This is a genomic window from Spirillospora sp. NBC_01491, assembly GCF_036227065.1.
Classification (GTDB): domain Bacteria; phylum Actinomycetota; class Actinomycetes; order Streptosporangiales; family Streptosporangiaceae; genus Spirillospora; species Spirillospora xylanilytica.
In genome coordinates, this window is the sequence record NZ_CP109432.1 from 1,526,555 (window position 1) to 1,543,110 (window position 16,556).

Sequence of the window (16,556 nt, forward strand, 5' to 3'; positions counted from 1 at the left end):
GGCGATGCTTGAACGAACCCCCGGAGACCATGATGCCCCTCTCCCCCACCTGGCCGCACTGCTCCACATGCAGTTGCCAGCCGCTGGTCCCCGAGACATTCACCTCCGACGTCAGGCACCTCAAGGTCGACCTGGACCGCATCGCCCAGTACCGCGTCGGCCGCGGCCAAGACGCGCGGATCGACGAGCACCGCGCGATCTCCGTCGTGTACTGGCGGCCCGACTACACCGACAGCATCCAACGCCGCATCAGGTTCTACCGGCGACTCGTCGCCGACGGCACCTGCGGCAACATCCGGGAGGCCGTGAAGATGGCGGCGATCCGCCGCCGAGAGTCCGAGGCCAAGGAGACAGCCCGGCACGCCGACCGCTTGAGCCGCGACATTCGAGTCCGTAAGCCCGACGGATACGACCGTGCGCGGGCGCGGAAGCTCGCCATGGTGCGTGGCGACGGCGGCCCCTGCAGCTACTGCGGCGTGCCGGACTCAAGGGTTGTGGACCACAAGCTCCCAGAGTCCCGCGGCGGTGACCACCGTCGGACGAACCTGGCGCTGTCGTGCCTGTACTGCAACAGCGAGAAGAACAACCGGACGCCGGCCGAGTGGCGGCAGTGGCGTCTGGACCGCGGCCTGTGCTGGCCGCCCCTCCCCCGAACCAACACGAAGAAGGTGACCTGATGAACGATAACGAATCCGTGCATCTGTGGTTGGGACGGGTTCAGTGACCGCGCGCCGGGTGGCGGAGTCGGTGACAGTGGCCGCTGGCGCGCGGATCGTGGCGCTCCTCCTTTTCACCCTGTGGGGTGCACGGTGAGCAGCGTCAAGCATGCCGAGGTCCTCGCCGAGCGCGCCGCGGGCAGGATCGCGGACGCCGCCCAGGACGTGGTCGCGTGCCTCGCGCAGGGTCGCCACGCCGAGGCCACCGAGCTACTGGGCGAAGTCATCGACCGCGCCACCAAGGTCCGCGCGCAGCTCGCCGCCGACGACGAGGACTGACCGGCCATGGCGTCGCTGCTGATCGTCCGCCTCGGCGGAGACATCGTCGGGCACTGCGACGCCCTCTGCTACCTCGCCCGACACGACGTGTGCACCTGTATCTGCGGCGGCGCGAACCACCGCGCTGGCCTCGAGCAGGCCATCGCCAACACCCGCGCCCTCCACACGGAGTGGCTCGAGCGCGCCCGCGGCGACGCCGCCATCGACGTCGAGATCGACGACTCAGTCCAGCACCTCCCGCTCTTCCCTCTCTGAAGGAGAACCCGATGCCCTTAATCCGCAGCACGCAGCACCTGCCCGCCTTCGAAGAGATCCGCCGCAACGCGCACCGCGAGCTCGGCGACGTCGAGGACCTACTCCGATCCGACTGGGCGCCCGGCGCCGGCCCCACCTTCGACCAGGTCGAGGCTCTCTCACAGGCCCGGCAGTGCATCGCGCTCGCGAAGCAGGCGCTGGATAGGGCGGCCCGATCATGACGGCCCTCACCATCACCGGCGCCGACGAGCGGCGGTGGCAGCACGCCGCCTACAAGGCCCTCGGCGATGTCCTCAAGGCCGGCGACGACCAGGAGCTGCCGGTCCTCACCTGGCGGGTGAACGAGGCCGTCCTAGTCGGGGAGTGCCTCCTGCCGGACCACGTGCAGAGGCGGGCCGCGGTCGACGCGTGGAGCGATGTCCTCGACCTGGACCGCTGGCCGGACACGACTCTCGGCGGGGCCATCTACGTGCGCGCGTCCGCGAAGAACTGGCGCGGCAAGGGCGTGACCGTCCGCGTGGGCGCCGACGTACTCGAGGAGCCGGCGTGAGTACGGCGCCGGCGCGGCGGGCGCATCGGGAGCAGCCGCCTCCCGCGTCCGGCACCGTCGAGGTCCGGGTCCACGGCGCCCGCGAGGACGTCGAGGCGTACCTCCGTCAGCTCGGGACTGTGCTGCCGGTCGGCGAATACACGTGGCGGCTCCGGCAGTACCCGGCGAAGACCGGCGGGGTGCTGCTGTACCTGAAGGTCAACCTACCGTCGCGCGCGGCAGGTTCATGAAAGTGCCGCCGGGTCGTCAACGTCACCACCTCGCCGCCTTCGGCCGGGGTGGAGCGAAGGCCGCAGAGCCGGGTCGTCCCCCGCTACTCCGCGGACCTGCGACCCGGCGGCATCTCTTCCTCCGTCGCTTCCTTGCGGGGACGTGCGTTGATACCGGTCGGCTCCCCCGACTCGAGTTGTTTGACGCGGCTGAAGTGGACACCTATCAGGGGGCCGATCTTCCGGTAGCTGAGACCGGCTTCGCGGAGTTCTTTGATGTCTTCGCGGCGCGCTGCGGAGAGGGTGCTGTTTCCGGTGTGGATGACTTTGAGTACTTCGGTGACGATCTTGGCTCTGACCTGTGGGTCTTCGATTTCAGTGATCTCGGTGATGGTGTCTTGGATGCGTTGGGCGTGCTCGTCCATGGGGTGATCGTAGAGGTGCTCTCGACAGTGGTTCATTCAGAATGCTTGTATCGTGTAGAGGTCACCTCTACATTGAAGGTGACGGCAACGCACCAGACCGGAAGGTGACGCACGTGATCGACCTCGACGAGCAGCTCTTCCCCCTCGACCACACCTTCATCGGCTTCCACACCCACGCCCAGATCGAAGCCCTGGAGGAGGAGTTCGCTGCCGCCAAGGCCGACGAGTGGTTCGCCGTGACCGCCCTCGCCGGTGCCGCCTACGGGCTCCGCAGCGCCGCCCGCGTCCCCGCGAACGCCCCCATCGCCGTCGCCATCGACCGCGCGCAGGACCGCACCCGCGCCGGCGACACCCGCGCCGCCCGCCGCCTCGCCGAATTCACCGCCGCCGCCTCCGACTACGAGGGTGCCCGTACCGCGGTCGAGGCCATCCGCCAGCAGGCCCACACCCGGCGCTGACTGCCTGCCTTGGGCCGGCCCCCGGCCCGGCCCGGACAGAACGCCAGATCCCCGCACCGTCCTCCCTCACCCGAGTCACCGTCCGAAAGGAATCCCATGGAGCCCACCACCACCCCCGCGGCGGCCGTCGTGTCCAAGGCCGCGATGCACGACGCCATGCAGGACGTCACCGCCCGCGACATGATCCAGATGCTCGGCGTCGTCTACAGCACCGCACCGGCCGCGTTCACCGCGGCGCTCACCACGATCCGCCCCGACCTGCCACAGGCCCCCGCGCCCGTCGCTCCGGCGTGCGGCTGCCGCCCCACCGACCGCACCACCCGGGGCCACGTCCGCGTCCAGGGCCACGCCGCCGACTGCGACGACGCCGCGCCCCGCGTCTACACGTTCCTCGACGACGGCCAGCTCCGCACCGGGACCCTCGCCGCATGGGCGTCCGCCTGGGAATACGCCACGGAGTACAGCGACACGCCCCCCTCTGCCGAGGTCCGCACCTGGGACGCCGTGTACGAGGTGACGGTCGAGCAGTGCGGCCGGCCCGACGAGGACGGCGAGATCCAGTACCGGATCGCCGCCGGCAACGAGGCCGCCCACGCCCAGATCACCCGGCGCTGACGCCCCGCCTCGCCCCCGGTCACCCCGCATCCGGGGGCGGGGCAGGACGCCAGACCACTGAACGAAAGGGGGCTCTCATGCCCGATTCCGTTGAACACCGAGTCGAGATGCACCGCGTCGCCCAGCAGCGCAAGGCCGCCGGCCAACCCATCTGGGACCGGAAGATCAACCTGGCGGACGTGTTCCACAACGAAGCCATGACCTTCGAGCAGCGCCGCGACGCGATCGTCCGGACCCTCCGGGCGTCCCGGTGGGTGAAGGAGCACTCCGAGCAAGACGCGTTCGGTGGCCTCGTCGAAGTCGTCGACAACCTCGCCGCCGCCGAGGACATCGGCGAGTTCGACGGCTGGTTGGACGAACTCTACGACCACGCCGACAACGACCGGGTGTGGATCAACACCCACTGAGACGACCGGCGTGAGCTAGTCAACGTCTCGGCCCAGCGCCTCGACCCGGAACCGACCTACACCCGAGGAGGCCCGTGGCTGACGCTGAGCCGCCAAGCGTGAAGGACCCCACCCCCGTGAGGGGGTGGGGTCCTCGGCGTTTCAGCGCCTGGTCAGCAGTACTTCGAGGCGCCCTTGCTGCCCCACGAGCACGAGTCGGCCGCTGACCCACCCGGGTAGCGTAGGTAGGCGGCGTCGCCGCTGTTGTTCCACACATACCAGGAGCGTCCCCAGTAGCGGTGCGCCGCAGAGTTTCGGCCCTTACCGGTGTGGACGTACACGGACTTCCGCCCCTTGAGGGTGAAGGACCCGAACGTGTAGGTATAGCCCGTCTTATCCTTGAGCTTGTACCCCTTGAGCTGCCGGGATGTCTTGCTGGTGTTAAACAGCTGCACCCACTCACCATTCAGTGAGGTGTTCGAGCCGCGGTCCGAGCCCGGCGAATTGTAGTAGACCCGGTAGATCTGCACCGCCGACGCGGCCTCGGCCGGCGCGGCGGCCAGCCCGATGCCCGCCGCCGCGATCGCTGCGGCTGCCCCCGTGATGATCAGCTTCCTCAAGCTCCGTGCCCCCTTGGATGTGCTGGGTTGGAGCACTGGTTGTACCAACGACCGGCCAGCAACAGACGGTAATGGCCGAAGTGGGACCCGCTGTCAACCTCCAAGAACGCTCACACGTCGCCCCCCTCAACGTCCGGCGGGCCGTCAGCCGACGGGTCGCCACCTGCTGCGCCCAGACTGGGCCTCAACACCCCCAAGCCTTCACCAAGCAGCGTTGCCCTCCCCACCCCTGCGGGTAGCCGTACCTCATTCAGACTGTGTTCGGGGGACGCTGTGGCAGCCAAGTTCGAGATCTTCAAGGACCACGCCAGCGAGTTCCGCTTCCGTCTCAAAGCCCCCAACGGGGAGATCATCGCGGCCAGCCAGGGCTACACCACCAAGGACTCCGCGCTGAACGGCGTCGACGCGGTCCGCCGGTCCGCCGAAGCACGCGTCGAGGACCTGACGACCTCCACCGTCTGACCCACCGGGCATCCGGCGTAGTGCACATCCGCCAGCCCGTCGTGCCGATGGCGGCCAAGGCGGCGGACCGCATCCCTGACGAGCAGGGCTGCCCCGGTGGCTGCCGGTACGAGCCGAAATTCGACGGGTTCCGCGCAACCGCGATCATCAACGAGCACGGCGGCGTCACCCTCACCTCCCGGCAGCTCACACGGTTCAACGAGACGTTCCCCGAGGTAGTCCTCGCCGTGTTCGACGCGCTCCCCACCGAGACGGTGGTGGACGGGGAGATCGTGCGCTGGGCCGGCGACGGGCGCCTGGACTTCGCGGCGCTGCAACGCCGCCAGGTTGCGGGCCGGCGCCGCTACGACCTCGCCCGCGCCGAGCCCTGCCACTACGTCGTCTTCGACGTCCTCGAGATCCGCGGCGTCGACCTGTGGGGCCGGCCGCTCGTCGAGCGCCGCGCCGTCCTGGAAGACCTCCTCGGCGATGCCGCGGCCACGTCGCTGATCGTGGCGTGCCCACAGACCGACGACGCCGGCGAGGCGCGGCTGTGGATGGAAGTCCTGGTGAAGCAGGGCATCGAGGGCATCGTGGTGAAGGCCGCCGCCGGCCGCTACGTGGAGGGGCGCCGCGGCTGGTTGAAGATCAAGCACCGGTCAACGACCGAGGCGGTCGTCGGCGGTGTCACCGGGCGGTTGTCGGCGCCGCGGATCCTGTTGCTCGGCCGGTACACCCGGGCGGGCCGGCTCCGGGTCGTCGGCCGCACCGCTCCCCTACCCGCCGCCGCGCAGGCCGCGATCGCCGGGGCGTTGACGCCGGCGGGAGACGAGCATCCCTGGCCCGGCGAGCTCCCCGCATCTTGGGCCGGCGGACTCCCCGGCAGCGAGCCACCGATCCAGTACACCCGCGTCGTGCCTGACCTGGTCGCGGAGATCAGCGTTGACGCCGCCTCCGAACGAGGCCGCTGGCGGCACACCGCCAGGTACGTGCGCCTCCGAACTGACCTGGCCCCCGCTGACGTGCCCTGCGATCTCGATCTCGAATGATCTACAAATGGCGGCGTGATGACGACAGGTCAACCACCCAATCTTTATATCCACCACCCCCAAACGATCACACCCTCACCTACACTCAGCAGCATGAGCGCTCAACCTGTCCACGAGGAAGATCCCCAGGATCCGCAGCTGATCCTGGAGAGGCTCCCCGAGCAGGTCCGCCGCGTCTTCCTCACCGAGTACCAGGCCGCAGTCGTCGGCGCGCGTGCGCCCGCCGGGTACCGGGTCCTGCGGGACCTTCTCAGGACCTGGTCGGTCCTCGCCGCGGCGTACACGAAGCCCGACTTTCACCAGCGTTACGCGGACATCCGCGGCGGTGTCGGAGAAACTGTCTCTATGGATGAGGTCTTCCGCCCCCGGCCCGCGTGAGCGGCTACGAGGTCGCCTTCCACGCGAAGGCCGCCGCTGAAGTGCAGGGCCTCCCCGAACGTCCGTACAAGGCGCTGTATGACGTGCTCGTGAATCTGCCTCGGGACCCGTGGGGACACACGTACCCCGACCGGCTGGTCGACGATCCGGCATACCGGTTCGCGCTGTTCGACGACGGAGACGGCGTCGCCCACGTCCGGATCGACGAGGCCAGCTGCCGGGTCGTAGTTCATGGCGTCACCTGGATCGGCTGAGACACCACCGCGCCGAGCCCGTCCCAGCAAAGCGCGGAAGGTCCACCAGATGTCGCCACCTTGCGTTCGGCCAGTAGGCCCCTACCCGGCCAGCGGTCCCGCTCCCGTCAGGACAGCCCCTGACAAATGGGGGCGGTTCCACGTCGTCGACCCAACGGCCGAGGACATCCTGTGCCGTCGAGGGCCAGACCCGCGGACACACCGGATGGTTCGCTGCTCAGACGCTGGGGGCCTCTACCTGGGCCGCACCACACACGTCTGCGACGTCCCGCTCGGCGACCGTTGCTTCGACTACAGGGTGTGGCCCCGATACGTGCCCGAGCCTGCGGATCCCCTGCCCGCCCGCTGGCCGACCGATAGCCCACCCGACAGGTTCGTATGGTGGACGCTCTACCCGCTCCAGGCGGCACGTTGCGCCATCTGTCGCATCGCGCCTCCCCAGGTGATCGACCACGATCACATCACCGGCCTGGTGAGGGGCCTACTCTGCCGGGACTGTAACCAGCTCGAGTCGCAGGCGGGCCGAGGAGTCTGGGACTGCCACCATGATCCCCACTGTTTCTCTTCCTATTGGGCGACGCCGCCCGCCGCCCAGTACGAGTGGGTGTATCGCCCTCATCGCCGCCGAACCTGACCGCCGGCCAATGCGCCCCGAGGGGTGCACGCCGCCAGGACCCCACAGCAGAACGCCGCCTCCGCCGACACGGCAACCAGACCGGCGCCTCAAACGTCCCCGTTAGGTACGGCTCCCGCACGACACTCCGCACCCGCTGCGGGCTCACCACAGAACAGGGCGCCATGACCATTCACTCCGGCCAGGAACAGATCGTCTGGGAAGGCGAGTCCCGCAACATCACCTCCCGTGCCACCGGAGGACGCGTCGTTCTCCACTACCGGCTCACCACCCACTACCTGTACTGGGAGACCGGCGGAGTCACCGGCACCCGCCAGCAGCAGATCCCGCTCTTGGACATCCAGGACGTCGACGTGTCCCAGACCCTGTTCCAAAGGACCCAGCACGTCGGGTCGGTGAAGGTGCGGGTCGCCCGCCCCGGCATCCCGCCGGAGGTCGCGACGCTCGACTGGGTCGACCAGCCCCACCAGGTCCGCGACATCCTCAACCAAGCGATCCACGCCATGCGGGTCTCCGTGCACGGCCGGCAGGTCGGTGAGCAGCGCGACCTCGGCGTGCACCGCTTCGAGTACCCGGCCGGGCAGCAGCCCGGGGCCGTCCCACCGATGCCCGGCGCGTTCCCCATCCCCCAGCCGTCGGCGATCCCCGCGCCGGCGCCGCAGCCCGCACTGCCCAGCACGCACGACGGCCCGCCGCCCGTCGTGCAGGCCACCACCCCCGACCAGGTGATGGGACTCCTGCGGCAGCTCGGCGAGCTCCGCGACGCCGGCGTGATCACACCCGAAGACTTCGAAGCCAAGAAGAAGGATCTACTGGACCGGCTCTAGTCCGCAGGGTCCGCCCCTGACATCGTGGACCTGTGGCGATCTGCGGCACCTGCAACGGGCAAGGCGGCTGGTGGGAATTCGGCAACGGCCAACCCAACAAGGCCAAGCCCGACCGGTGGATCAAATGCCACGACTGCAGCGGAAACGGCGACAAATGACCGCTGACCCGTGGAACGGCCCAGCGTGCGCCGCGTGCCGAGGCCAAGGCCAGATCACCTACACCCGCGGCAACCACTGGACCAGCATCGCCTGCACTGGCTGCCACGGCACCGGCCTCGCCGACGCGCCCCCGCCCAGTCCCCGCTACCGCCCGGACGGTAGCCGCATCCCCGAAGACGGCGAAGCGTACGACGAGGCGGTCCACGGGAAGCCAGGGCCGGCGTACGCGCTCAGCAGCGACCTCGGATGCCGCACCTGCTACGGCGCCGGCGTGGTCGTGTCTGCCTCGCTCGTAGAGGCGCCATGCCCCGCATGCTCCGACAGCCAATGACTGCGCGGTATCTTCCGGACTATGACACGTTAACGAAACTTGTCACCAAATAGGGTGAACGAATTAGTGGCCAGCTACCGTGATCCGCCATGGACACGAACACCGGACGTCCCGGAAACGACAGCCCGCGCGACCGAACCCCCAGCGTGAGGAACATCGTCAATGGCGAGGCTGGCGAACTCATCCAGCTCGGCCACCTCGGACAACCTGACGACGAGCCCCGGGGTGCCTCCGTCAGCAACGAGTTCAACGGCACCGCTGGCAAGGTCATCCAAGCGGGGAACATCTACGGCGGCCTAACGCTCTAGCGACCGCGCGCCCGGGGACGGAAAGGGGCTGCAATCCCCGGGGCCGTCCTGCATCTCGATCGCTCCGCGCGCCCGGGGACGGAACGCCGACGTAATGGAGCTCGGTCTGCCCATCAACGATCGCTCCGCGCGCCCAGGGACGGAACGCCGCGACGACGGGCCAGGAGCCAGGCTCAGGCTTCACAGGCTTCAAGTTGCGAACTCGCCAACTCGACCGGAATGTCGCCCGCAGCGATGATCTGCCCCTCCCCGATGAATCGCCGGGTGACGAGCACACCCGAATCATGTACGTGCTGGCCCGCGTGACTCGCGGAGGCGTCCTCGACCAGCCACGGCGTCAGGTCCGCCTCGAACGCGCCGAGGCAAGTAGCGAGGACGCAACTCTCGGTCGCGATCCCGCAGACGTAGATGTCCTGCCATCCCCGCTCCGCCACGAGCGCGGCACCAGCAGCGTCGGCGAAGAGGCCGTACCCCTTCTTGTCGATGACGGCTGTCGCCTTCTCGGCGTAGGGCTGGAGTTCGGGGACGATGTCGGTCTGCGGCGAGTCCATTAGATCTGACCAGTTGATCAACCGCTCGAACGGGGATCCCGGGTAGTTGAGGTACCGGGTGAACACCACGTCCCTGCCGGCGGCTTGCCAGCGCGCCACGAGATCCGCGATCACTGGCACGACCGGCGCCGATGCCTCGCGGATGAAGCCGTTCTGGACGTCAACGACGACGAGCACCGCCCGGTCCTGAATCTTGCTCATTGGACGCCTTCCTCTCGAAGAACCTCTATGGCTTGATCGATGTGCCCCAGCAAGCCGCTCGTCTCCAGGACTGCGTCGCGCATGGAACGGTGCTGCCCCGTCTCCTGTGGGCGCGGATTCGCGAGTCTTGAACGCGCCGCCCGCAGGAACCTCCAGCCGTAGCCATCCGCAACGGCTGGGGACTCGCGCTGCTCGACCTGGCCGTTGATGTACTCGCAGTACGCCCAGATCGCCTGCATGTTCAGCTCACACGACACGAGGTCGTCCTCATCCAGACAGCGGGCATCGTCGAGCGGGTGGTAGGCGACGCCGGACCAGGACGCGTAGCCGAGAGATACGCCGGCCAATCCAAAGGGGCGCATCTCCCCGTGCTCGAACCCCTCAGCAAGGAGAGTCCTCTCGGCCTGCTCAGCTGCGGGCAGGCACTCGTCGCTGCCGGCCTGTTCTCGGTCGACGAGGACCCGCGGCGCGCAGATGATCCGGAGGGCGGTGTCGAGCATCCGCCCTACCCAGATTGGGCTGTGGAGCCAGTAGAGACTGAGGACGTACGAGGCAGTGATCGTGTCGTCCGAGGTGAATTCCCGGAGTCGAGCGGTCGCCCAGCTGAGGTTCTCCGCGTACGAGCGGTAGCGCCAGACCGCGAGGTTGGCGATGTTGGGCAGGTCCAGCTCCTCGGAGAGGTGCAAGATCGCCGCCCCGAAGGGGAACAAGTGCAGGTCGCACGCACCAGATGGGTGATCGATCCGAATCGCGTGAAAGTCGAGCCACCCCGAGGACGGCTCAGGCGAAGGGTCAGCCTGGTCGATAAGTGCCTTCACCGCGTCCTCGCCGATGAACGCCGCGATGAACTTGTGGGATCGCAGTCCCAGCCGGTCCGAGGCCGCCGGCGTGACCGTGCTGACCGCGATGAGAACATCGCCCGGTGGTACGAGTCTGGTCTCCCACGATTTGACTGCGTCCGAACTGACTGGCCAGCCGACCATGGGGCTGAGCAGCGCCGCGAACTCCTCAGGAGAGAGGTCAAGGCTCTTGCGCGCAAGAAGAAGCCGGTTCCTTGCTAGGGTCGCGCAGTCCGGCGTGTAGGTAGAGCGGGTTCGCAGATCGACGACCCTGGTGGGTTCGGTCATCAGTTCCCTCGCTGATCAGGAGGTCAGGTACCTGTGTCACGTCGCCGCGGTGACGCGGGGGCTTCGGCGCTCTCATCCGAAAGAGGGTGCCCGAGTCGGTTGTACAGCTGCACAACTAGTCCCCGGAGCTCAGTGACCTCACCTGCCAGGTCTCGGTCCGGCGCGATGGACGTGATGCGTGTGGCGAGGTCCCGGAGGTCGTCGCTGAGGGCGTTGACCCTCTGCGCTAGATCTTCAACGCTGACTCGTTCAGCCGTTTGCTCGGCCGGGGTGGTCAGGACGAACACCCCTTTCCCGCCGTGCCCCTCCAACAGGCCTTCCTGCTGAAGCTGTGCAACAGCCTGGCGGATGACGGTTTTCGAGACGCTGTAGTGCTCGGTCAGTTTGACCGTCGACGGGATCGGCATCCCGATGGGGTACTCGCCTGTTCCGATTCTGGTCCTGATGTCGTCGGCAACATGCCGGTGCGAGGGACCTCGTGATCCATCCAAAGGGGACAACCTCCCACACATAGTTCATCCAGGTGTACCTGGTCTCGACGGTATCGCGACAGTGACTGGCGAGACAGGTTCGCGACACTTGACACCATGCATGCATGGTGCGACATTGAATGCATGGAAACAGCCGAGACCGTTCCGACCGTGGAGACACCGTCGTGTCTCTGCACGACACAGCCGTTCATGGCCGTGCCGGATGTCGCCGTCGTGATCGGCCGGTCGCGCGAGTACCTCTACGGAGGGCTCCGCGAGGGCCGGTTCCCCGGCGTCAAGTTCGGCCGGGCCTGGGGAATCCCCCGCCAGTTCGTCCGTGACTTCGTCGCGGAGGTCGTTGAACTCGGCCTGGTCGTCGACTTCGAGGAGTACGCCGAGTCATGGCGCGCCTTGCGAACCATGCAGCGGGCTGCCTGATGAGCGACGACTTTGTGCCGGTGGAGAGGGCGGAGCCCGCGAAGGCTCTCCCCTCCCAGACCGCTGAAGACCGCGTGAAGGAGGTGATGACCTCGCTGGCCACCTACTGGGGCCGGGCCTGTGTCAACGCCGTGCGGACCGTGTTCCCCCGCAAGGACCAGAGCTCATGAAGAAGCCCCGCCCGGTGGTGAAGCACCGGAACGGGGCCAGCAGAACCAACCACCGCATCAAAGGAGTGAAGTTCCATGACCAAGATACCTCCACCGGAGCACAGCAGCACGTGGCCACACGGCGAGAAGCCAGCCGAGCGCCCCGACAAGACGACGCCGCCCGGCTGCCGCGAGGTCTACGACCGTCAGATGGGCGGGGAGAAGTGACCGCGCCCGCGCTCGAGCGCCCGGTCCTGACGGTCGTCCCCGACCTGCCGGCCCCGGTCGCGTTGCCGCTGGCCGCGGTTCGGGTCGCGTTCGAGGAGATGCTCGCCAGCCTCGGCGTCGACACGGCGCCGGGCGACGACCTGACCCGTGAGTCCATCGGGGTGCTCCTCACCCTGCTTATGCAGGCCTCCGGCGCGACCGTCGCGGTCGACTCGACCACCGCCGCGCAGGCCGCGTTCCTCCAGGCCGTCGCCGGGTTCACCGCTCGGGAGGAGCAGTGAGTAGCGCCCCCGCCGCCCGCATCGCCGAGTCGCGCATCCCGCTGGACCAGACCGGCGTCCCGATCGTGACCCGCCCGATCTCGATCTGCCCCATCCACCCCGAGCACGCGCTCGAGGACGGACCCATTCGGTACCGGTGCCCGCTCGGACACTCCGTCCCAGCAGCCGACATCAGCAGGGAGGTGTGCCCGTGAACGGCTACCTGATCATCACAACGACCAATCCCAGCAAGGGCAGCGGCCCCGTCAAGCATCACCTCGAACTGGGTGACGCCCGCATGGTGATGGACGCCCCGACGTGGGGACTGAACATCACCAAGGAGCTGTTCAGCGGTACGTTCCCGACTCCGAACCTGACCGTCGAGGGCACGACCACACGCCCCCGGCATAGGTTCGCGTTCCACGCCGAGTTCGCTTACAGGCCCAACGAGCGACTGGACTCGGCCCGGGTCCCCTACGGGTTCCACTTCACCTACGGCGCCATCCGACTGGCTGCCCCGCCGCCCGGCCACGCCTGGGTGCGGGAGATCCGCGGCGACGTCCACGACCTGATGCGGGTCTGGATGGACGGCGAAGCTGAGTTCATTCGCGCCGAGCAGTTCGCGGCCCGAGCCGTCGGCGCCGTTGACCAGGCCGCCGCCCGGATGCGGGATCGAGGTGGCTGGTGATGTCCGAGTTCCACTTCGTGATCACGATCCAGTGGGCGGGCCAGAACCAGAGCACCACGGACGGCGTGATCGAAGCTCACAAGGACTCCACGCGTCAGCAGATCTTCCACGAGGTGCTCAAGACTGCCCGGCAGTCCTCCCGGCTCCCCAACAACGTCCCGGCTGCAGTCGTGTTCTTCTCCCTGGACCCCAACAGTGGGGGTCGGTCATGACTCGTCGCGACATCGAGACCGCCATCCGCAGCGCTGTCACGCGGGTGCCCGATCACACCGGGCTCCTCGACCACGCCGCCGGCCCCATTGCCAGTCGCCTCGCCGAGACCCTCGACCGCGGAGACCACTCGTGGGAGACCGCGGACCGGATCGTCATGGACGCCTGCGACCAAGCCGCGTCGACCCACGGGATCGCCCACACCATCTCCCCCGACGAAACCGCCAACATCGTCGACGTCATCGACGACGCGACCGGCCGGGTCGGGATCCGGCTGGAGGTGTCGGCATGGTGACCGCGCTGCGCCGCCTCATCCACCGCCTCACCGGCCGCCACGCCTGGCGCGTTCAGGAGGCCGAGACCGCGGCCGGCCGCGTGTACGGACCGTGGCTGCACTGCTCCGTGTGCGGCACCACCCTCGTTTTGCAGGCCGAGCCGCCGTTCGAACACCCCGACTCCATGACCGTCGAGCTCCCCGAGGTCGACGAGGAATGGCTCGCCGACCTGGCCAGCAGGACGTGGCCGAGCAGTGCCCGCGCGGAGGCCATTGACGTCGCCACTGCGTGGACGCGCCTCGCCAACGGGGAGGCGGCGTGACCGTGATCGTTTCCAGCGTGCCCACGATCGTCGCCGCCAGCCACGATGAGGGTGACCACGTCACAGTCACTGGCGTCCTCAACGGGGTCCGCCATCACAAGAGCGTGCAGGGCAGCGACTGGGTCACCGCGTATCTACACGCGGACGGCACCGCGCTGGTCGTCGCCGTCTACCCCGAGACGTTCGCCGCGTTTGGCGAGCTGCTCGGCCCGTACGAGGAGACGACCGGGACATGGCGTCCCCCGACGCTCCAGCTCACCGGCCGCGTCGGCTACGTCCTGGCGTACCCGACTCCGGGCCTGATCGTGGACAGCATCACGCGCTCCTGCCCGGCCCCCGTCACCCTTCTCCGCCCCTCCATCCACTGTTCCTGATCGGAGATCATCGATGACCGCCCGACAGCGACGCCGCGTTCACCTCGTCGCCGGCACGACCGAGGTTCCCCGGTGGGAGCCGGTCGAGCCCGCGAGTGAGCTGCCGTGGCAGATGTTCGCGCTCTGCGCGCAGACGGACCCGGAGGCGTTTTTCCCCGAGACGGGAGCGCCCACGCAGCAGGCGAAGCGCGTGTGTCGATCCTGCCCGGTGCGATCCGAGTGTCTCGACTACGCCCTCGCCCACGGCGAGACCTACGGCGTGTGGGGCGGGCTCTCGGGGCGGGAGCGCCGCCAGCTCAAGCAGAGCATCGAGGAGGCAGCGGCATGACCGTCCCCCTCAACGACGCCGCGGCGCTCCTCTGGACTGCCGGACCGTACTTGGTGTCCGGCGGGATCGTCCTCCTCATCTGTGTGGCCCTGATGGTGCTCATCGCGCGCCGCACCGCCGCCTCCGCCGAGGACGACAAGAAGGACACGCCCAGCCTGGAGAACCGGTTGACGTTCCTCGTCGCCGTGATCATCGCGGGTGTCTGTGCCCAGGGCATGGGCAAGTTCTTCTACGACAAGCTCGACTTCCCTATCGAGCTCGTCATCGTGGTGGGCGGTGTCCTTGAGCTCACTGCCTTCGTCTGCGCTCTCCGGGCCCGCCGCAACATCCTGGACCCCAAGGTCGGCAAGGCCGGCGTCGACGGCGTCGCCGTCTGGGTGATCACGGCCCTCTCCGGCGTCTTCTCCGCGCTGGACGCAGACAAGGGCGAGGTCGCGCTCTTCCGTCTCGTGATGCCACTGGTCGCGGCGTGGCTGTGGGAGCGGGGCATGGCGATCGAGCGCCGCCGCATCCGTGGCCGGTCGTTCAACATCCGGCTCACGCCTGAGCGTGTCCTGGTATGGCTCCGCATCGCGGAGGCCACCGGGCGCACTGCAGCGGAAGTCGACGCGCAGCGGCGCCTCACGCGGGTCGCAACGGCTGCCGATCGGGTCCGGTCGCTGCGCGAGGCTGACGCCAAGACCGAGAAGATCACCCGGGCGAAGTACCGACTCCGGCGCGCCACCAGAGCCGCGGTCGAGCACGCGAACCTGGCCCGGGACCCGGAGCGGCAGGCTGCGCTTCTCGCCCAGATCGGGTCGCTGTCCAATGCTGAGGCGCTCGCGGACCTGACGACGCCAGCGCCTTGGGCCGGCCTTGCTGAGCCGGAGAAGCGGACCTGGTTCGAAGCTCAGGGGCTGGACTTTGCGCCCCCGGTTCTTCACCCGCAGATCCGCGCGACGGTGCGGGGGGAGCTTCTCCCCGCTGGGTCCGACGGTGGCCAGGTCTCGGATGGGTCCGAGACCTGTGGGCCGGATCGGGCGGACCTGGATAGGCCCGCTGGGGCTGAGACCCACGGGTCCCGGACCCAGGTCCCGGACCCGGACGGCGATGGGTCCGAGCCCCACGGGTCGGACCGGTCTGACGAGAAGGTCTCAGACCCGGCGGACCTGCCCCACCCTCGGACCCGCAAGACCCAGATCGGTCCGAAGACCCAGACCGGTCCGAAGAAGCGGACTGGGTCCAAGGCCAAGCCACTCCAGAGGATCAACGAGGCGATTGCTGCGGATAAGGCGTACCTCGCCGACCACGGCCGCCACATCCCCGCCGAGAAGCTCGCGAAGGCACTCAGCATCGGCAAGCCCGCCGCACTGGAACTGGTGAAGCAAATCCGGGGCGGCCACATCGATCTTGCAAAGGCGGCGGATCAGTGAACACCGAAGAGAACTTGAAGTCGATGCTGGCGACCACCGGAGAGTGGCTGTTCATCGGCCTGGCCGCGATGGTCGTCGCGCGGCTGGTGCTGACGCTCACCACGACGGTGAGTCTCGTCGGCGTGGCGATGGTTGCGGTCGGCGCTCTGGCCTATCTGGCGGGGTTCCGCGCGGGGAGTGGTGGAGCCCGATGACGAGTGACCGTCTGCTGGCTGGCGAGGTTCAGATCCTCGCTGCCGCCACGTCGCGTCGGGGATCCGGTCGCTCGCGGGGCTATGCCCCGGGGACCCGCCCAACGTGCGAGTGCACGCGCATGCGCACACACGCACCCGTGCCCGCGCACACGCGCGTGAGAGGAGTCTAACCGTGCCCGCGAGTCTTCGCGACAAGGCCGCCGGTCGCGCCTCCATGTACCGGCAGGAGATCGAGGCGGCGCAGGCTGCCGGCGACCACAGGAAGGGCGCCGATCTCGCGGTGCAGTGGCTGCGTGGGGAGCTGGCGAAGGTGCGGCAGCAGAGGCCGCATGACGCGCCAGCGGTCGACGTCGAGCTGACCAAGAAGCTGATGGAGCTCGCCGAGGCGATCCCGGCCTTCCGGCCGAGGAGGGGCTGACGATGTCATCGCTTCCG

Annotated in this window: 35 protein-coding genes; 30 read left to right on the forward strand and 5 right to left on the reverse strand. The window is 68.5% G+C overall.

Annotated elements, in window-relative coordinates; translation table 11 throughout:
• Positions 1-8 precede the first annotated feature (8 nt).
• From OHA34_RS07315 to OHA34_RS07340, 6 genes are all read left to right on the forward strand, one after another.
• On the forward strand, positions 9-677 hold the full coding sequence (locus OHA34_RS07315) for an HNH endonuclease signature motif containing protein (RefSeq protein ID WP_329521072.1): 669 nt from the start codon (positions 9-11) through the stop codon (positions 675-677).
• 132 nt (positions 678-809) lie between these two features.
• Positions 810-995: a hypothetical protein gene (locus OHA34_RS07320; RefSeq protein WP_329521073.1), complete on the forward strand. Its 186-nt coding sequence runs from the start codon at positions 810-812 to the stop codon at positions 993-995.
• Between the two features lie 6 nt (positions 996-1,001).
• The gene (locus OHA34_RS07325; protein WP_329521074.1) at positions 1,002-1,250 is read left to right on the forward strand and encodes a hypothetical protein; all 249 of its coding nucleotides are present in this window, start codon (positions 1,002-1,004) and stop codon (positions 1,248-1,250) included.
• A gap of 11 nt (positions 1,251-1,261) precedes the next feature.
• Positions 1,262-1,471, forward strand: coding sequence for a hypothetical protein (locus OHA34_RS07330; RefSeq protein WP_329521075.1), 210 nt, complete (start codon positions 1,262-1,264; stop codon positions 1,469-1,471).
• A complete protein-coding gene (locus OHA34_RS07335; protein WP_329521076.1) occupies positions 1,468-1,800 on the forward strand; it encodes a hypothetical protein in 333 nt (110 codons plus the stop codon). The genes OHA34_RS07330 and OHA34_RS07335 overlap by 4 nt, the downstream gene beginning before the upstream one ends.
• Positions 1,797-2,030 (forward strand): hypothetical protein, encoded by a 234-nt coding sequence (locus OHA34_RS07340; RefSeq protein ID WP_329521077.1) that lies wholly within the window; start codon positions 1,797-1,799, stop codon positions 2,028-2,030. The genes OHA34_RS07335 and OHA34_RS07340 overlap by 4 nt, the downstream gene beginning before the upstream one ends.
• Before the next feature lie 83 nt (positions 2,031-2,113).
• Here the strand turns inward: OHA34_RS07340 and OHA34_RS07345 are convergent, their stop codons facing one another.
• Positions 2,114-2,434: a hypothetical protein gene (locus OHA34_RS07345; protein ID WP_329521078.1), complete on the reverse strand. Its 321-nt coding sequence runs from the start codon at positions 2,432-2,434 to the stop codon at positions 2,114-2,116.
• A gap of 113 nt (positions 2,435-2,547) precedes the next feature.
• On the opposite strand from OHA34_RS07345, the gene OHA34_RS07350 reads away from it, so the two are divergent.
• From OHA34_RS07350 to OHA34_RS07360, 3 genes are all read left to right on the forward strand, one after another.
• Positions 2,548-2,892, forward strand: coding sequence for a hypothetical protein (locus tag OHA34_RS07350; RefSeq protein ID WP_329521079.1), 345 nt, complete (start codon positions 2,548-2,550; stop codon positions 2,890-2,892).
• Positions 2,893-2,988: 96 nt separating this feature from the next.
• The gene (locus OHA34_RS07355) at positions 2,989-3,507 is read left to right on the forward strand and encodes a hypothetical protein (RefSeq protein WP_329521080.1); all 519 of its coding nucleotides are present in this window, start codon (positions 2,989-2,991) and stop codon (positions 3,505-3,507) included.
• A gap of 77 nt (positions 3,508-3,584) precedes the next feature.
• Positions 3,585-3,914, forward strand: a complete 330-nt coding sequence (locus OHA34_RS07360) for a hypothetical protein (protein ID WP_329521081.1) — start codon at positions 3,585-3,587, stop codon at positions 3,912-3,914.
• Between the two features lie 152 nt (positions 3,915-4,066).
• On the opposite strand, the gene OHA34_RS07365 is transcribed toward OHA34_RS07360, so the two are convergent.
• Positions 4,067-4,513 (reverse strand): lamin tail domain-containing protein, encoded by a 447-nt coding sequence (locus tag OHA34_RS07365; protein WP_329521082.1) that lies wholly within the window; start codon positions 4,511-4,513, stop codon positions 4,067-4,069.
• A gap of 273 nt (positions 4,514-4,786) precedes the next feature.
• Here OHA34_RS07365 and OHA34_RS07370 point away from each other — a divergent pair, with 273 nt between their 5' ends.
• The 7 genes from OHA34_RS07370 (at position 4,787) to OHA34_RS07400 (ending at position 8,894) form a co-directional block, all read left to right on the forward strand.
• Complete coding sequence (locus tag OHA34_RS07370) at positions 4,787-4,975, forward strand: YegP family protein (protein ID WP_329521083.1); 189 nt, start codon at positions 4,787-4,789, stop codon at positions 4,973-4,975.
• Positions 4,976-5,022: 47 nt separating this feature from the next.
• Entirely contained in the window at positions 5,023-6,003 is a 981-nt protein-coding gene (locus tag OHA34_RS07375) for an ATP-dependent DNA ligase (RefSeq protein ID WP_329521084.1), read from the forward strand.
• Between the two features lie 93 nt (positions 6,004-6,096).
• Positions 6,097-6,381 carry a DUF6247 family protein gene (locus tag OHA34_RS07380; RefSeq protein ID WP_329521085.1) on the forward strand — a complete coding sequence of 95 codons (285 nt, stop codon included), beginning with the start codon at positions 6,097-6,099 and terminating at the stop codon, positions 6,379-6,381.
• Positions 6,378-6,635: a hypothetical protein gene (locus tag OHA34_RS07385; protein ID WP_329521086.1), complete on the forward strand. Its 258-nt coding sequence runs from the start codon at positions 6,378-6,380 to the stop codon at positions 6,633-6,635. Before OHA34_RS07380 ends, OHA34_RS07385 begins: the two co-directional genes overlap by 4 nt.
• A gap of 205 nt (positions 6,636-6,840) precedes the next feature.
• Positions 6,841-7,269: an endonuclease domain-containing protein gene (locus OHA34_RS07390; protein WP_329521087.1), complete on the forward strand. Its 429-nt coding sequence runs from the start codon at positions 6,841-6,843 to the stop codon at positions 7,267-7,269.
• Positions 7,270-7,433: 164 nt separating this feature from the next.
• Positions 7,434-8,096, forward strand: a complete 663-nt coding sequence (locus OHA34_RS07395; RefSeq protein ID WP_329521088.1) for an SHOCT domain-containing protein — start codon at positions 7,434-7,436, stop codon at positions 8,094-8,096.
• Between the two features lie 579 nt (positions 8,097-8,675).
• Entirely contained in the window at positions 8,676-8,894 is a 219-nt protein-coding gene (locus tag OHA34_RS07400) for a hypothetical protein (RefSeq protein ID WP_329521089.1), read from the forward strand.
• Between the two features lie 173 nt (positions 8,895-9,067).
• Here OHA34_RS07400 and OHA34_RS07405 read toward each other — a convergent pair whose 3' ends face one another.
• Genes OHA34_RS07405 through OHA34_RS07415 form a run of 3 tightly spaced genes read right to left on the reverse strand, consistent with a single transcriptional unit; the run spans position 9,068 to position 11,285 of the window.
• Positions 9,068-9,646, reverse strand: coding sequence for a cysteine hydrolase (locus OHA34_RS07405; RefSeq protein ID WP_329521090.1), 579 nt, complete (start codon positions 9,644-9,646; stop codon positions 9,068-9,070).
• Positions 9,643-10,773, reverse strand: a complete 1,131-nt coding sequence (locus OHA34_RS07410; RefSeq protein ID WP_329521091.1) for a hypothetical protein — start codon at positions 10,771-10,773, stop codon at positions 9,643-9,645. The genes OHA34_RS07405 and OHA34_RS07410 overlap by 4 nt, the downstream gene beginning before the upstream one ends.
• Positions 10,774-10,796: 23 nt before the next feature.
• On the reverse strand, positions 10,797-11,285 hold the full coding sequence (locus tag OHA34_RS07415; RefSeq protein WP_329521092.1) for a winged helix-turn-helix domain-containing protein: 489 nt from the start codon (positions 11,283-11,285) through the stop codon (positions 10,797-10,799).
• A 168-nt stretch (positions 11,286-11,453) separates the two neighbouring features.
• Here OHA34_RS07415 and OHA34_RS07420 point away from each other — a divergent pair, with 168 nt between their 5' ends.
• The 14 genes from OHA34_RS07420 (at position 11,454) to OHA34_RS07485 (ending at position 16,539) form a co-directional block, all read left to right on the forward strand.
• On the forward strand, positions 11,454-11,681 hold the full coding sequence (locus OHA34_RS07420) for a hypothetical protein (RefSeq protein WP_329521093.1): 228 nt from the start codon (positions 11,454-11,456) through the stop codon (positions 11,679-11,681).
• Positions 11,681-11,851 carry a hypothetical protein gene (locus OHA34_RS07425; protein ID WP_329521094.1) on the forward strand — a complete coding sequence of 57 codons (171 nt, stop codon included), beginning with the start codon at positions 11,681-11,683 and terminating at the stop codon, positions 11,849-11,851. Before OHA34_RS07420 ends, OHA34_RS07425 begins: the two co-directional genes overlap by 1 nt.
• A 75-nt stretch (positions 11,852-11,926) precedes the next feature.
• Positions 11,927-12,058 carry a hypothetical protein gene (locus tag OHA34_RS07430; RefSeq protein ID WP_329521095.1) on the forward strand — a complete coding sequence of 44 codons (132 nt, stop codon included), beginning with the start codon at positions 11,927-11,929 and terminating at the stop codon, positions 12,056-12,058.
• Positions 12,055-12,339, forward strand: a complete 285-nt coding sequence (locus tag OHA34_RS07435; protein ID WP_329521096.1) for a hypothetical protein — start codon at positions 12,055-12,057, stop codon at positions 12,337-12,339. The genes OHA34_RS07430 and OHA34_RS07435 overlap by 4 nt, the downstream gene beginning before the upstream one ends.
• Positions 12,336-12,533, forward strand: coding sequence for a hypothetical protein (locus tag OHA34_RS07440; RefSeq protein ID WP_329521097.1), 198 nt, complete (start codon positions 12,336-12,338; stop codon positions 12,531-12,533). Before OHA34_RS07435 ends, OHA34_RS07440 begins: the two co-directional genes overlap by 4 nt.
• On the forward strand, positions 12,530-13,006 hold the full coding sequence (locus tag OHA34_RS07445; RefSeq protein WP_329521098.1) for a hypothetical protein: 477 nt from the start codon (positions 12,530-12,532) through the stop codon (positions 13,004-13,006). The genes OHA34_RS07440 and OHA34_RS07445 overlap by 4 nt, the downstream gene beginning before the upstream one ends.
• Positions 13,006-13,218 (forward strand): hypothetical protein, encoded by a 213-nt coding sequence (locus OHA34_RS07450; RefSeq protein WP_329521099.1) that lies wholly within the window; start codon positions 13,006-13,008, stop codon positions 13,216-13,218. The genes OHA34_RS07445 and OHA34_RS07450 overlap by 1 nt, the downstream gene beginning before the upstream one ends.
• Complete coding sequence (locus tag OHA34_RS07455) at positions 13,215-13,511, forward strand: hypothetical protein (protein WP_329521100.1); 297 nt, start codon at positions 13,215-13,217, stop codon at positions 13,509-13,511. The genes OHA34_RS07450 and OHA34_RS07455 overlap by 4 nt, the downstream gene beginning before the upstream one ends.
• A complete protein-coding gene (locus OHA34_RS07460; protein WP_329521101.1) occupies positions 13,505-13,813 on the forward strand; it encodes a hypothetical protein in 309 nt (102 codons plus the stop codon). Before OHA34_RS07455 ends, OHA34_RS07460 begins: the two co-directional genes overlap by 7 nt.
• Positions 13,810-14,187: a hypothetical protein gene (locus OHA34_RS07465; RefSeq protein WP_329521102.1), complete on the forward strand. Its 378-nt coding sequence runs from the start codon at positions 13,810-13,812 to the stop codon at positions 14,185-14,187. The genes OHA34_RS07460 and OHA34_RS07465 overlap by 4 nt, the downstream gene beginning before the upstream one ends.
• 112 nt (positions 14,188-14,299) lie before the next feature.
• A complete protein-coding gene (locus tag OHA34_RS07470) occupies positions 14,300-14,515 on the forward strand; it encodes a WhiB family transcriptional regulator (protein ID WP_329522380.1) in 216 nt (71 codons plus the stop codon).
• The gene (locus OHA34_RS07475) at positions 14,512-15,927 is read left to right on the forward strand and encodes a hypothetical protein (RefSeq protein WP_329521103.1); all 1,416 of its coding nucleotides are present in this window, start codon (positions 14,512-14,514) and stop codon (positions 15,925-15,927) included. Before OHA34_RS07470 ends, OHA34_RS07475 begins: the two co-directional genes overlap by 4 nt.
• Entirely contained in the window at positions 15,924-16,121 is a 198-nt protein-coding gene (locus tag OHA34_RS07480) for a hypothetical protein (RefSeq protein ID WP_329521104.1), read from the forward strand. Before OHA34_RS07475 ends, OHA34_RS07480 begins: the two co-directional genes overlap by 4 nt.
• A 172-nt stretch (positions 16,122-16,293) precedes the next feature.
• Entirely contained in the window at positions 16,294-16,539 is a 246-nt protein-coding gene (locus OHA34_RS07485; RefSeq protein WP_329521105.1) for a hypothetical protein, read from the forward strand.
• The last annotated feature ends 17 nt before the right edge of the window (positions 16,540-16,556 follow it).

Coding starts and splice junctions, on each gene's coding strand:
- OHA34_RS07325 (WP_329521074.1), top strand. CDS start 1,002: ATGGCGTCGCTGCTGATCGTCCGCCTCGGCGGAGACATCGTCGGGCAC.
- OHA34_RS07330 (WP_329521075.1), top strand. CDS start 1,262: ATGCCCTTAATCCGCAGCACGCAGCACCTGCCCGCCTTCGAAGAGATC.
- OHA34_RS07335 (WP_329521076.1), top strand. CDS start 1,468: ATGACGGCCCTCACCATCACCGGCGCCGACGAGCGGCGGTGGCAGCAC.
- OHA34_RS07345 (WP_329521078.1), bottom strand. CDS start 2,434: ATGGACGAGCACGCCCAACGCATCCAAGACACCATCACCGAGATCACT.
- OHA34_RS07355 (WP_329521080.1), top strand. CDS start 2,989: ATGGAGCCCACCACCACCCCCGCGGCGGCCGTCGTGTCCAAGGCCGCG.
- OHA34_RS07360 (WP_329521081.1), top strand. CDS start 3,585: ATGCCCGATTCCGTTGAACACCGAGTCGAGATGCACCGCGTCGCCCAG.
- OHA34_RS07375 (WP_329521084.1), top strand. CDS start 5,023: ATGGCGGCCAAGGCGGCGGACCGCATCCCTGACGAGCAGGGCTGCCCC.
- OHA34_RS07380 (WP_329521085.1), top strand. CDS start 6,097: ATGAGCGCTCAACCTGTCCACGAGGAAGATCCCCAGGATCCGCAGCTG.
- OHA34_RS07390 (WP_329521087.1), top strand. CDS start 6,841: ATGGTTCGCTGCTCAGACGCTGGGGGCCTCTACCTGGGCCGCACCACA.
- OHA34_RS07395 (WP_329521088.1), top strand. CDS start 7,434: ATGACCATTCACTCCGGCCAGGAACAGATCGTCTGGGAAGGCGAGTCC.
- OHA34_RS07400 (WP_329521089.1), top strand. CDS start 8,676: ATGGACACGAACACCGGACGTCCCGGAAACGACAGCCCGCGCGACCGA.
- OHA34_RS07405 (WP_329521090.1), bottom strand. CDS start 9,646: ATGAGCAAGATTCAGGACCGGGCGGTGCTCGTCGTCGTTGACGTCCAG.
- OHA34_RS07410 (WP_329521091.1), bottom strand. CDS start 10,773: ATGACCGAACCCACCAGGGTCGTCGATCTGCGAACCCGCTCTACCTAC.
- OHA34_RS07415 (WP_329521092.1), bottom strand. CDS start 11,285: ATGTGTGGGAGGTTGTCCCCTTTGGATGGATCACGAGGTCCCTCGCAC.
- OHA34_RS07420 (WP_329521093.1), top strand. CDS start 11,454: ATGGCCGTGCCGGATGTCGCCGTCGTGATCGGCCGGTCGCGCGAGTAC.
- OHA34_RS07425 (WP_329521094.1), top strand. CDS start 11,681: ATGAGCGACGACTTTGTGCCGGTGGAGAGGGCGGAGCCCGCGAAGGCT.
- OHA34_RS07430 (WP_329521095.1), top strand. CDS start 11,927: ATGACCAAGATACCTCCACCGGAGCACAGCAGCACGTGGCCACACGGC.
- OHA34_RS07450 (WP_329521099.1), top strand. CDS start 13,006: ATGTCCGAGTTCCACTTCGTGATCACGATCCAGTGGGCGGGCCAGAAC.
- OHA34_RS07455 (WP_329521100.1), top strand. CDS start 13,215: ATGACTCGTCGCGACATCGAGACCGCCATCCGCAGCGCTGTCACGCGG.
- OHA34_RS07460 (WP_329521101.1), top strand. CDS start 13,505: ATGGTGACCGCGCTGCGCCGCCTCATCCACCGCCTCACCGGCCGCCAC.
- OHA34_RS07470 (WP_329522380.1), top strand. CDS start 14,300: ATGTTCGCGCTCTGCGCGCAGACGGACCCGGAGGCGTTTTTCCCCGAG.
- OHA34_RS07475 (WP_329521103.1), top strand. CDS start 14,512: ATGACCGTCCCCCTCAACGACGCCGCGGCGCTCCTCTGGACTGCCGGA.